The 11,847-nt window shown below is 71.2% G+C and carries 13 protein-coding genes; 6 read left to right on the top strand and 7 right to left on the bottom strand.

Going from position 1 to position 11,847, the window contains the following annotated elements:
• The first annotated feature begins 14 nt into the window (after positions 1 to 14).
• Positions 15 to 911, top strand: coding sequence for a subclass B3 metallo-beta-lactamase (gene bla / locus H9645_RS12115; RefSeq protein WP_191729942.1), 897 nt, complete (start codon positions 15 to 17; stop codon positions 909 to 911).
• A gap of 93 nt (positions 912 to 1,004) precedes the next feature.
• Here bla and H9645_RS12120 read toward each other — a convergent pair whose 3' ends face one another.
• On the bottom strand, positions 1,005 to 2,360 hold the full coding sequence (locus tag H9645_RS12120) for a dicarboxylate/amino acid:cation symporter (protein WP_191729943.1): 1,356 nt from the start codon (positions 2,358 to 2,360) through the stop codon (positions 1,005 to 1,007).
• A gap of 190 nt (positions 2,361 to 2,550) precedes the next feature.
• On the opposite strand from H9645_RS12120, the gene H9645_RS12125 reads away from it, so the two are divergent.
• A complete protein-coding gene (locus H9645_RS12125; RefSeq protein WP_425490246.1) occupies positions 2,551 to 4,245 on the top strand; it encodes an alkaline phosphatase in 1,695 nt (564 codons plus the stop codon).
• A gap of 39 nt (positions 4,246 to 4,284) precedes the next feature.
• Here H9645_RS12125 and H9645_RS12130 read toward each other — a convergent pair whose 3' ends face one another.
• The 3 genes from H9645_RS12130 to H9645_RS12140 all read right to left on the bottom strand — a co-directional run bounded on the left by H9645_RS12130 (position 4,285) and on the right by H9645_RS12140 (position 6,585).
• Positions 4,285 to 5,616 carry an XVIPCD domain-containing protein gene (locus H9645_RS12130; protein ID WP_191729944.1) on the bottom strand — a complete coding sequence of 444 codons (1,332 nt, stop codon included), beginning with the start codon at positions 5,614 to 5,616 and terminating at the stop codon, positions 4,285 to 4,287.
• A 24-nt stretch (positions 5,617 to 5,640) separates the two neighbouring features.
• A complete protein-coding gene (locus H9645_RS12135) occupies positions 5,641 to 6,000 on the bottom strand; it encodes a hypothetical protein (RefSeq protein WP_191729945.1) in 360 nt (119 codons plus the stop codon).
• 132 nt (positions 6,001 to 6,132) lie between these two features.
• On the bottom strand, positions 6,133 to 6,585 hold the full coding sequence (locus H9645_RS12140; RefSeq protein WP_191729946.1) for a CopD family protein: 453 nt from the start codon (positions 6,583 to 6,585) through the stop codon (positions 6,133 to 6,135).
• A gap of 115 nt (positions 6,586 to 6,700) precedes the next feature.
• On the opposite strand from H9645_RS12140, the gene H9645_RS12145 reads away from it, so the two are divergent.
• Positions 6,701 to 7,291, top strand: coding sequence for a class I SAM-dependent DNA methyltransferase (locus tag H9645_RS12145; RefSeq protein WP_191729947.1), 591 nt, complete (start codon positions 6,701 to 6,703; stop codon positions 7,289 to 7,291).
• A gap of 107 nt (positions 7,292 to 7,398) precedes the next feature.
• A complete protein-coding gene (locus H9645_RS12150; protein ID WP_191729948.1) occupies positions 7,399 to 8,685 on the top strand; it encodes a polyhydroxyalkanoate depolymerase in 1,287 nt (428 codons plus the stop codon).
• Between the two features lie 13 nt (positions 8,686 to 8,698).
• On the opposite strand, the gene H9645_RS12155 is transcribed toward H9645_RS12150, so the two are convergent.
• Together H9645_RS12155 and H9645_RS12160 are read right to left on the bottom strand one after the other, a co-directional pair.
• Positions 8,699 to 9,622, bottom strand: coding sequence for a sensor domain-containing protein (locus H9645_RS12155; RefSeq protein WP_191729949.1), 924 nt, complete (start codon positions 9,620 to 9,622; stop codon positions 8,699 to 8,701).
• Positions 9,619 to 9,999 carry a PadR family transcriptional regulator gene (locus tag H9645_RS12160; RefSeq protein ID WP_191729950.1) on the bottom strand — a complete coding sequence of 127 codons (381 nt, stop codon included), beginning with the start codon at positions 9,997 to 9,999 and terminating at the stop codon, positions 9,619 to 9,621. Before H9645_RS12160 ends, H9645_RS12155 begins: the two co-directional genes overlap by 4 nt.
• 100 nt (positions 10,000 to 10,099) lie before the next feature.
• Here H9645_RS12160 and H9645_RS12165 point away from each other — a divergent pair, with 100 nt between their 5' ends.
• Positions 10,100 to 11,032 carry a peptidylprolyl isomerase gene (locus H9645_RS12165; protein WP_191729951.1) on the top strand — a complete coding sequence of 311 codons (933 nt, stop codon included), beginning with the start codon at positions 10,100 to 10,102 and terminating at the stop codon, positions 11,030 to 11,032.
• Between the two features lie 93 nt (positions 11,033 to 11,125).
• Positions 11,126 to 11,422, top strand: a complete 297-nt coding sequence (locus H9645_RS12170) for a hypothetical protein (protein ID WP_191729952.1) — start codon at positions 11,126 to 11,128, stop codon at positions 11,420 to 11,422.
• Between the two features lie 21 nt (positions 11,423 to 11,443).
• Here H9645_RS12170 and H9645_RS12175 read toward each other — a convergent pair whose 3' ends face one another.
• Positions 11,444 to 11,797, bottom strand: a complete 354-nt coding sequence (locus tag H9645_RS12175; protein WP_191729953.1) for a GFA family protein — start codon at positions 11,795 to 11,797, stop codon at positions 11,444 to 11,446.
• Between the last annotated feature and the right edge of the window lie 50 nt (positions 11,798 to 11,847).

The following is an 11,847-nucleotide window of genomic DNA, read 5'->3' on the forward strand; positions in this document are numbered from 1 at the left end:
ACCGGTCCCACCGCATGACGCTCCGCGCCGCCTGCCTCGCCGCTTCGCTGCTGCCTGCGACGATCACCGTCCCGGCCACCGCCGCCGAGCCGCCGCTGCCCCAGCTCGAGGCCTACACGGTGCACGAGAGCTGGCGCCAGCCGATCGCGCCGGTGCGCATCGCCGACAGCACCTGGCACATCGGCACCGCCAACCTCGGCGCGATCCTGGTGAAGACCCCGGTGGGCGCGGTGCTGATCGACGGCGGCATGCCGCAGGCGGCCGACATGCTACTGCGGAACATGGCCGCGCTGGGCGTGGCGCCGGCTGACCTGGAGCTGATCCTGTCCAGCCAGGCCCACGCCGACCACGTCGGTCCCTTCGCCGAGCTGAAGCGCAGGACCGGCGCGCGCATCGTCGCCAACGCCGAGTCCGCGGTGCTGATGGCGCGCGGCGGCAGCGACGACATCCACTTCGGCGACACCATCGTGTTCCCGCCGGTGCAGGCCGACCGCCTGCTGATGGACCACGAGGTCGTCGAACTCGGCGGCATGCGCTTCACCGCACACTTCATGCCGGGGCACACGCCGGGCAGCACGGCCTGGACCTGGACCGACCGCGTCGGCGGCCGCGAAGTCCGCATCGCCTATGCCGACAGCCTGAGCGCGCCGGGCTACCGGCTCATCGACAATCCGCGCTACCCGCGCATCGTCGAGGACTACCGCCGCAGCTTCGACGTGGTCCGCACCCTGCCCTGCGACCTGCTGCTGACGCCGCACCCGGGCGCCAGCGGCCGCGATTTCGCCAATCCGGCGGCTTCGAAGCCGATGGGCTGCGTCGAATATGCCGATGCCGCGGAGCGTGCCTTCGAAGAGCAGCTGGAAGCAGAGCGTCAGGACGTCCACCTGCCCACCGGGTCCCGCGCCCTGTAGGAGCAGCTACAGCTGCGACGGCCCGAAGCCTCCATGGTCGCAGCTGTAGCGGTTCCTGCAGGAAGGCCAAGGGCTCCTCGTTCCGCAGCAGGATCACGCCGGACCGGTGCGCTCCGGCTGCCCGGCCTCCTCGCCCTCCTCCACCCCGACGTTGCTAGAAGCCCGCTCGTACACCTCGCGGTCGAGCAGTCCGGTCTCCTTCGCCACCAGCACCGGCACCAGCACCTGGCCGGTGACGTTGGTCATGGTGCGCATCATGTCGAGGATGCGGTCGATGGCGTAGAGGATGCCGATCGCTTCCAGCGGCAGCCCGGCGGCGCTGATCACCACGGTCGCCATGATCACCGCCGTGCCCGGCACGCCGGCGGTGCCGAAGCTGCCCAGCACCGAGGCCAGCGCGATCAGGAAGTACTGCCCCGCCGACAGCTCGATGCCCATGAACTGGGCGATGAACACCGCGCCCAGCGCCGGGTAGATCGCGCCGCAGCCGTCCATCTTGATGCTTGCGCCCAGCGGCACCGCGAAGCTGGCGTAGTCCTTGTCGACGCCGAGGTTGTGCGTGGCCGAGGTCAGCGACAGCGGCAGCGCCGCGAAGCTCGACGAGGCCACGAAGCCGATCTGCATCGCCGGCGCCGCGCCGCGGAAGAACTTCAGCGGGTTCAGCCCGTGCGCCAGCAGCAGGCCGGTGTAGACCACCAGGATGTGGAAGGCGCAGGCCAGGTACAGCGCGATCACGAACTTGCCCAGCGGGATCAGCTGCTCGAAGCCGTAGGTACCCACCAGCGCCGCGATCAGGCCGAAGGTGCCCACGGGCGTGGCCTCCAGCACGAAGCGGGTGACCTGGATCATCATCTCGCGCGACTGGTCCATCAGCGAACGCAGGCCCGCCGTCTTCTCCCCCAGCCGCACCAGCGCGAAGCCGACCAGGCCCGCGAAGAAGATCACCTGCAGGATGGTGAAGTTGCTGGGCACGATCACCCGCTGCCCGTCCTCGGTGCTGCCGGCGCCCAGCGCGGCCAGGGCGCGCACCGGGTTCTCGGGCACGATGTTGATCAGCACGTCCAGTGGGCCGGGCACGTCACGCTGGCGGTAGGTCTCGGCCACCTGCAGGCTGGCCGCGTCCACGCCCACGCCCGGCTTCAGCACCAGCCCGAAGGCCAGGCCAACGGCCACCGCCAGCACCGCGGTGATGGCGAACCAGATGAAGGTCCGTGCCGCGAGCGCCGCGATCGAGCGCTGCCCGGCCAGCGAACCCACGGCGCTGACCACCGCGAAGAACACCAGCGGGATGGCGATCATCTTGATCAGGTTGACGTAGACCGTGCCCAGCGGGCCGAACCAGGTCCCCGCCGCCGGCCCGAGCAGCCAGCCGGCGATCGCGCCGAGCACGAAGCCCGCGGCCACGCGCTGCCAGAACGGGATCTTGAACCAGGCGGTGACGGCTTTCATCGGCGTCCACGGGAAACTGCGATGGAGCACCTTAGCCCATGCCCCGTGCGGCGGCGACGGCGGAGGCGGAACGCCGAGGTGTCTCCATCGCGACGCTGCGCAGGGCGCCCTGGCCGACACGGTGTCATGGCCCGGCCACTGCGGGACGCCATAATGCGCGTTTCACCGCGTCCGCATCCCCGGGAACTCCATGACCTGCACCCCTCGTCCGCTCCGGCTCGCCCTGACCATGCTGGGCGTCTGCGTCGCCACCGCCTGCGCCACCCAGCCCGCCGGCACCGCCGCACCGGATCGTCCCGTCGCCGCCGCGCCCGCGACCGCCATCCACGTCGACGTGCCGAAGATCCAGCGCCCCGGGGGCGAGACCCCGCAGTGGTGGTACCGCAGCGGCGCCGCCCACGCGGCCGCCAACGGGGCGACCGCCGGCCGCGCGAAGAACGTGATCCTGTTCGTGGGCGACGGCATGAGCCTGACGACCGTGGCCGCCGCGCGGATCTACGCAGGCCAGCAGACGGGCGGCTCCGGCGAGGAGAACCTGCTGTCCTGGGAGCACTTCCCGGCCACCGCGTTCTCGCGCACCTACAACACCAATGCGCAGACGCCGGACTCCGCGGGCACGATGACCGCGATGGCCTCTGGCGTGAAGAGCCACATCGGCGCGATCGGCGTCAGCGCCGGCGCCATGGACGACTGCGCGGAGTCGCGCGGCAAGCGCGTGCAGAGCTGGCTCGCGCTGGCCGCCGATGCCGGCATGGCCACGGGCATCGTCACCACCGCGCGCCTGACCCACGCCACCCCGGCCGCGCTGTACGCGCACGTTCCCAATCGCAACTGGGAAAGCGACGCCTCCACGCCGGATGCGGCGAAGGCGGCGGGCTGCACCGACATCGCCAGCCAGTTCATCGACTTCGTGCGCGACACCGGCGGCCCGCAGGTGGTGCTCGCCGGCGGCGCGCGCGAGTTCCTGCCCGACGAGGACGTGCTGCCGGGCGTGCGCGGCCGCCGCAGGGATGGCCGCAACCTCGTCGGGGAATGGCAGGCGCTGAATCCCGAGGGCGCCTTCGTCCACACCACCGCCCAGTTCGAGGCCGCGCGCGGCGCCTCGCCGGTACTCGGCCTGTTCGAGCTGAGCCACATGCAGTACGAGCACGACCGCGATCGCGGCGCGGAGGGCGAGCCTGACATCGAAGCCATGACCCGCTTCGCGATCGAGTCGCTGTCGAACAGCGAGGACGGCTACGTGCTGCTGGTGGAAGGCGCCCGCATCGACCATGCCAACCATGAAGGCAATGCCTACCGCGCGCTGGACGAGACCGCGGCGATGTCGCGCGCGGTTCAGGCGGCGGTGGAGATGACCTCGGCCGAGGACACGCTGATCGTGGTCACCGCCGACCATTCGCACGTCCTCAGCTTCTCCGGCTACCCGCGCCGCGGCAATCCGATCCTCGGCAAGGTGCGCGAGTACGGCGACGGCCCGGCGCGCGACGCCCTCGGCCTGCCCTACACCACGCTCAGCTATGCCAACGGCCCCGGCTATGCCGGCGCCAGCAACGACCAGCCCGCGGGTCCGAAGCGCCACGAGCACGCGCTGAAGCGCGCGCAGCCGGCCGCGGGCCGCCCGGATCTCACCGACGTCGATACCACGCACCCCGACTACCTGCAGGAGGCGCTGGTGCCGCTGGGCTCGGAAACCCATGGCGGCGACGACGTGGGGATCTGGGCGCGCGGACCGGGCAGCGCGGCCTTCCGCGGCACGCTGGAGCAGAACGTGATCTACCACGTGATCGTGCAGGCCACGCCGAAGCTGCGCGAGCGGCTGTGCGCGACGGGCGGCTGCGATGCATCGGGCGTGCCGGTGGGGCTGCCGGAAGTGCCTGCGCGGTAGGCAGCAGGTCCAGGCGCGCCGGAACGGAGCCGCCCCGGCTCAGATGCCGTGCGCGGCGCGTACCGGGTCCGCCGGCGTCGGAAGACCGCGGGCCAGCAGGCCGGGATCGTCGCGCCGTGGATCCAGCGCCTGCAGCGCACGCAGCGACTCCCGCGGCGGCACCACACCGGCCTCGTCGAGGGCCATCCAGACCCGACGCTGCGCCGGGTCGTCCAGTCGACCCTGCACGACGAGCACGCCCGGCGGCTGCCCGGCGCCGTCCCGCCCGGGGACGAGCAGCACATGGTCGGCCGAGGCCAGCCGCTGTGCCGCTGCGCGACCGGCGAGCGCCAGCGCCACCAGCTCGCCGTCCGCGTCGTGCGCCCCCGCGCCCTCCGACCCGAGGCGCCGGATGTGGCCGCGGATCTGGTCGAGCAGGCGGAAGGCGCCCGGTGGCGACGGCAGGCGCCCATCCGCGTCGAAGACCGGTGCCGGCAGCACCGGCCTGCCGAGCGCCACGTCGAGCGACGCGCGCCAGGTCCGCGGATCGATGTCGGCGGTCGGCTCCAGGCCCTGGTCCACCTGGAAGGCGAGCACCGCGCCCTGCATCGACAGCCGGTACACCCCGTCGACGATGACCGGCGCACCGCCGACCTCCCGGTAGCCTCCGGCCACCAGGGCCCGCTGCACCATGGCGATGCGCTCGCCGGACTCGCCCACCCGCAGCACCCCGTCGTCGACCACCGGTCGCGGCGCGACGCCGGCGCGGTGCGCGGCCTCGACCGGCAGGCGGCCTTCCACCAGGTCGCGCACGTAGCCGTCGAACTCGCGGTAGTAGCGCGTGTCCATTTCGATGTGGACGTGCTTGCCGGCATTGCGCGGCAGGCCGATGTTGTTCTGCGTGCCGAGCGACTGGCCGTAGGCCACGTGGTCGCCGACATCCACGGCGATCGGGCCCAGGTGCCGGATGCGGGCGATCAGGGACCGGTCACCCGGATCGAGGATGTCGACCACGCCGTTGCGCGCATCCACGCGCCCGATGACGCCCGCCGCCGGCGCGGGCACGTCGACGCGGCGACTGTCCGTCGCGGTCGGGTCGTCGAGGATGAAGTCCTTGATGAGCAGGACCTGGTGGGCCCCCAGGGAGTCATAGCGGTCGGTACGCCGCACCTGCACCTCCTGGAACTCGCCGCCGACCACGGCGTGCGAGCGCCGCAGGCTGTTTTCGGCTCCAACCGGTACGCCATCCTCCAGTCGTGCGCGATGATTCGCGCCAGGATGGTGGGTGACCAGGCTGTCCAGATCGGTCACCGGCACGTTCCACTGGTGACCATTCGCATCCGGGCCGCCAAGCTGGCGCACCAGGTATCGGGTTCCCGGCGTATCGACCATTGGACACTCCTTGTCCACGGGGGTTCACTTGCAGCGCATGTACGTCCTTGCACTCCGGCCATCAGCGACCGTCAGGACGTTGCCGTCCAGCACATAGATGAAGGGCTGCTCCAGGCCTTCGGGGCCGATGTTGGACGTCGTCAGGATCCGCCACGTCCGGGGTGAGGACGCCAGCAGCTCGGCGGACACGAGATCCTCGATCTCTTCGTAGTTCAGGCGTTGACGACCGGTGATCTCGAACCGGGCGTCGCGATCGGAGGTTTCCCCCTGATCACATGGCAGCTCGGGTTCCCAGAAGCCGAGCATGTGAACCGGGAACGCCGGCTCCGCGGCAAAGGCGCCAGCGGATGAGCAGGACGCGACCAGGAAAAACGCCAGGACCATGTACGGATTCCTTCCTGCCAGGCACATGACATCCTCCATGACATCCCACGACGAACCCCGAGCCTAGCAGCGCCGCCGGCGCCCCGGTATAGGGCTTTCCCGAGGCCCGGGGGCATCCGCCGCGCCTCCGGCTCAGAACGGCTTCGCCAGCACCAGCCAGACGATCACCAGCAGGATCAGCACCGGCAGCTCGTTGCGGATCCGCAGCGCCTTCGTCGAGGGCAGGCCGGCGCCGCGGGCGACGCCCTTCAGCGCGCGGCCGTCGACGATGTACAGCGCGAACATCACCGCCACCAGCAGCAGCTTGGCGTGCAGCCAGCCGGTACCGGCACCGACCATGGTCGGGAAGTCCGGCAGCACGCGGTAGCCCAGCCAGAGCACCAGCCCGGCCAGCACGGCCAGGCCGAACATCACGTGGCCGAAGCGGTACAGGCGGCCGCCCATCAGCAGCAGGCGCTCGCGGACCGCGGGATTGCCGCCGTCCTCGACGATGTTGATCAGGATCCGCGGCAGGTAGAAGGCGGCGGCCACCCAGGCCATCACCAGCACGATGTGCGCGGACTTGATCCACAGGTAGCTCTGCATTGCGACGGTCCTTGGATGGGGAATCGGCGCAAAGGATGACATGCCGGCCATGGCGCGCGCCTGCCGCAGGCCTCGCCGGGCCACAATGGCGGGCCCTCCAGGCCAGGCCCGCCGCATGGACAAGCGCTACGACCGCGACTATTTCGACCGCTGGTACCGCCGCGGCGGCATCGGCGGCGCGCAGCGCCTGGCGCGCAAGGTCGCGCTGGCGGTGGCCACGGCCGAATACCACCTCGAGCGCCCGCTGCGCACGGTGCTCGACGTCGGCTGCGGCGAGGGCGCCTGGCGGGCGCCGCTGCTGAAGCTGCGGCCGAAGCTGCGCTACCTCGGCTTCGACAGCAGCGAGTACGCCATCGAACGCCACGGCGCGCGCCGCAACCTGCACTTCGCGCGCTTCGCCGACTTCGAACACCTGCGCCCCTGCCCGCCGGCCGACCTGGTGGTCTGCAGCGACGTGCTGCATTACCTGAGGGCGCCCGAGATCGACCGCGGCCTGCCGGGGCTGGCGGAGCTCTGCGGCGGCGTCGCCTTCCTGGAGACCTTCGCCCGCGAGGACGCCGCCGAGGGCGACGAGGACGGTTTCATCGCGCGCCCGGGCGCGTTCTACCGGCGCCGCTTCGAGTCCGCGGGCTTCCGCGCCCTGGGCTCGCACTGCTGGCTGTCGCCGGCGCTGGCGCCGGGCGCGACGGCGCTGGAGCTGGCATGAACGGCCGGGCGGTCCCGCGGACCTGAACAGGCCTCCCACGCCGGGGGTCCTGTCGGTCACGGCAGCTGCGTTATGCTGCGCCGCACCAGGAACAGGGTCCTTCGCCGATGATCTACCAGCTCCACGAACTCAACCGCCAGCTGCTCGCGCCGTTCACCCAGCTGGCGCAGGCGAACGCGAAGATCTTCGGGGCCGACGGCACCTGGCTGTCCTCGCTGCCCGGCGCCACCCGGATCGCCGCCGGCAACGAGCTGCTGCACCGCATCGGCAAGGACTACGAGAAGCCCGAGTTCGCGATCCACCAGGTGGCGAAGGACGGCCACGACGTGCCGGTGGTGGAGAAGGTCGCGCTCGACAGGCCCTTCTGCCGGCTGCTGCGCTTCAAGCGCTACACCGACGACGCCGAGAACATCCTCGGCATGAAGGACCAGCCCACCGTGCTGGTGGTCGCGCCGCTCTCGGGCCACCACGCCACCCTGCTGCGCGACACCGTGCGCACCCTGTTGCCCGACCACAAGGTCTACATCACCGACTGGGTCGACGCGCGCATGGTGCCGAAGGAGGCCGGCGCGTTCACGCTCGACGACTACGTCGGCTACATCCAGGACTTCATCCGCCACATCGGCGCCGGGCGCCTGCACGTGGTGAGCGTCTGCCAGCCGACGGTCCCGGTGCTGGCCGCGATCTCGCTGATGGCCGCGCGCGGCGAGGACGTGCCGCGCTCGATGGTGATGATGGGCGGCCCGATCGACACGCGGAACTCCCCGACCGCGGTCAACAACCTCGCGTCCACCCGCCCGCTGTGGTGGTTCGAGCAGAACGTGATCCACACCGTGCCGCCGAACTATCCGGGCCGCGGCCGCCGCGTGTATCCCGGCTTCCTCCAGCACACCGGCTTCGTGGCGATGAACCCCGAGCGCCACTTCATGTCGCACTGGGACTTCTACCAGGACCTGGTCAAGGGCGACCTGGAGGACGCGGCCTCGCACCGAAGGTTCTACGACGAATACAACGCCGTGCTCGACATGCCCGCCGAGTACTACCTCGACACGATCCGCGTGGTGTTCCAGGAACACCTGCTGCCGCGCGGCGAATGGACCGTGGCCGGCGAGCGCGTCGATCCCGCGGCGATCACGGGCTGTGCGCTGATGACCATCGAGGGCGAGCTGGACGACATCTCCGGGCTGGGCCAGACCCGCGCCGCGCACGCCCTGTGCACGGGCGTCGCCGACGCCGACCGAGAGCACTTCACGGTCGAGGGCGCCGGCCACTACGGCATCTTCAGCGGCCGCCGCTGGCGCACGCAGGTGTATCCGAAGGTGCGGGACTTCATCGCCGGCCACGATGAGCCGGCGACGAAGCCCGGGGCCACCGGCGCGGCGAAGCGCGGCTGACCCCCGCGACCGCTCAGGAGTACTGGGCGGTCTTCACCAGCAGGTGCTTGGCCAGCAGCCCGTGGCCGCGGCCGATCAGGCGCGCCAGGTGGAGGGTGGCGAACAGCAGCAGCACGCCGGCCACCAGCATCAGCACCAGCTCCCAGCCCTGCAGCGCGACGCCGTCGATGCCGACCAGCACCATGTCGTGCATGTCGAACCATTCTTCGGCCAGGCCGGTCCAGACCGCGATCGGCGCCAGCACGAAGCTCAGGCCCACGGCCAGCAGCGTCACCGCCAGGGTGAAGTAGGCCACGCCCAGCGGCAGCATCAGCAGCATGTACAGCAGCGTGCTCCAGGTGCGCGGGTCGGTGAACATGTCGCCGATGCGCTGCCAGATGCTGCGCCCGCGCGCCGAATACAGCGGCCGCCGCGGCATGCGTTCGCCCAGCATCACCTCCACGATCCGGCCCTCGACCAGCGACAGCACGCGCACCGAGCCGAAGAACAGGATCAGCAGCGGGATGCCGACCACGGTGATCGACAGTCCGGCGGCGGTGGAGAAGCCGGCCACCACCCAGGTGAAATAGAAGACGCCCGTGGCCAGCGCCAGCACCATGTAGAACAGCGAGGCGTAGGTGCGAGGGTCGGCGACGACGCCGAAGAAGCGGCCGGCCAGCGACTTGCGTGGCCGCGGCACCGGCGAGCGCAGCGCGGTCTGCACGGTGGCCTCGGTGTCGCGGTAGATGTCGGCGACCTCGTCGGGCGCGCCGTAGCTGGACGCGACCGCGGCGATGACCTCGGCCTCGGACCTGCCCGGATTTTCGGCCAGCTCGGAGCGCAGGTATTCCTCGGCGTCGTAGAGCGCGTCCTGGATCATCGCCGGGTCGGCGCCGGCCAGCGCGCGGCGCAGCTGCTCCAGGTATTCGGGAATGGTGCGGGGCAGATGGGTGTTCATGGGGTCCCCTCCAGGACGGTGTCGACTGAGTCGCGGGTCGCGCGCCAGGCGGCGGCCCATTCGCGCAGGGCGTCGCGCCCGGCGTCGGTGATCCGGTAGTAGCGTCGCGGCGGCCCGGCATCCGACGGCCCGACGTGGCTGGCCAGGAAGGCCGCGCCCTCCAGGTTGCGCAGCACGGGATACAGCGCGCTCTGCTTGCCGCTCAGCACGCCCTCGCCGAAGCGCTCCAGGGTCTTCGCGATCTGGTAGCCGTACATCGGCTCGCCGGCGCGGGACAGCACCGCGAGCAGGGCCAGCGCCACCACGCCCGAGCTCAGCTCGCGCTGGAACTTGCGCAGGGCGGCTTCGATGTCCGGCGGTGGCGACTGTTCGACCATGCCTCGATGCTATTGCGAACTTCCATATAGTGAATGTGCCGATAGTCAGCCAGGCACCGGGATGGGCAACAATCCGGGCCTTCCCACCGGAGTTCCCGCCATGGATCGAAGCCGCCGCGTCCGCCTGCTGCCCATGCTTGCCGCCCTGCTGGCAGCCCCCGCGGCCGGTGCCGCCGAGCCTGTCGCGGTCGAGGCACCGGAGCGTCCGAAGACGACGCAGGAGCTGCTCGACGCATCGCTGCCGACGGACTGGCGCCGCCCGGACCCCGGCAACACCCTGTACATGGAGCTCGACGGCGGCCGCGTGGTGATCGAACTCGCGCCCGACTTCGCCCCGGCGCACGTGGCCAACATCCGCACGCTGGCCAGGCAGGGGTTCTGGGACGGGCTGACCATCTACCGCTCGCAGGACAACTTCGTGGTCCAGTTCGGCGATCTGGTCGACGAGGGCGGCACGCCACGGCCGCTTGGCGACGCAAAGCCGGCGCTGCCCGCCGAGTTCTCCCGCCCGTCCGACGGCCTCGCCTTCCACGCCCTGCCCGACCGCGACGGCTGGGCGCCGCAGACCGGGTTTGCCGCGGGCTTTCCCGCCGCGCGCGACCCGGCGGCGGGCCAGGCCTGGATGGCGCACTGCTACGGCACGTTGGGCGCGGGCCGCGACGCCGCGCCGGACTCCAGCACCGGCGCCGAGCTCTACGTCGTCACCGGCCAGTCGCCGCGCCAGCTCGACCGCAACATCACCCAGGTCGGCCGCGTGCTGCACGGCATGGAGCTGCTGAGCGTGGTGCCGCGCGGCACCGGCCCGCTGGGCTTCCACGAGGACGCCGCGAAGCGGGTGCCGATCAAGGCCGTGCGCCTCGCATCCGAGGTGCCCGAAGGCGAGCGCACCGACCTGCAGGTGCTGCGCACCGACACGCCGCTGTTCGACGCGGTGGTCGAATCGCGCCGCAACCGCCGCGACGGCTGGTACGTACAGCCCGCGGGGCATATCGACCTGTGCAACATCACCGTGCCGGTGCGGATCGCGGACTGAGTCGCGGTCCCGTCACGCGGCCTTGGCCGGCGGCTTCCTAGCCTGCAGAGCACGCATCGACTCCCCACGACTGCATCCCAGAGGACCCCCACGATGGCCCTGCTCCGCATCCGCCTCACCGGCAGCGACGACACCGCGCGCGCCGTCATCAACCTGCTGCAGAGCCTCGACGGCATCGAGCACGTCGAGGAGATCGACGACCTGATGCCGCAGCTCGACGACGCCGACTCCAGCTCCGCCGGGCTCAGCGACGTGGGCGGCCCGCAGGGCCACACCATCGAGATCGATGCGCCCAACGCCTCGACCGCCCGCCGCGTGCGCGAGGCGGTGGAAGCACTGGCCTTCGATCTCGATGCGCTGGTGGAGTTCGACGAGGAAGACGAGGACTGACGCCGCCGTCCCGCGCGAGGCTCAGAAGCTCGCGCCGTCCACCGGCGTCACCTTCAGCGCCGAAAGATCGACGTCGGGCACGCAGCGCAGGTTCACCGCCGCCATCTCCGCGCCGCTGCGCGGATCGGCGCCCTCGCTGAAGGGCGCGATGCCGCAGGTCGGGCAGAAGTGGTGCCGGATCGCATGCCGGTTGAAGGTGTAGGTGCGCAGCGCGGACTCTGGCGTGGACAGCGTCAGCGCCGCGCGCGGGAAGAAGGCCAGCAGGCTGCCTCGCCTGCGGCACATCGAGCAGTTGCAGTCGATCGCCTCTGTGATCGCCTCGGCTTCGAGTTCGAACGCGATGCCGCCGCAGTGGCAGCCGCCCTGGTAGTTCATGCCCCGCCCTCCGTATGGCCAGAACGGCCACGGTAAACGATCGGCCCGGG

Origin of the sequence: Luteimonas colneyensis (genome assembly GCF_014836665.1) — a bacterium.
Classification (GTDB): Bacteria; Pseudomonadota; Gammaproteobacteria; order Xanthomonadales; family Xanthomonadaceae; genus Luteimonas; species Luteimonas colneyensis.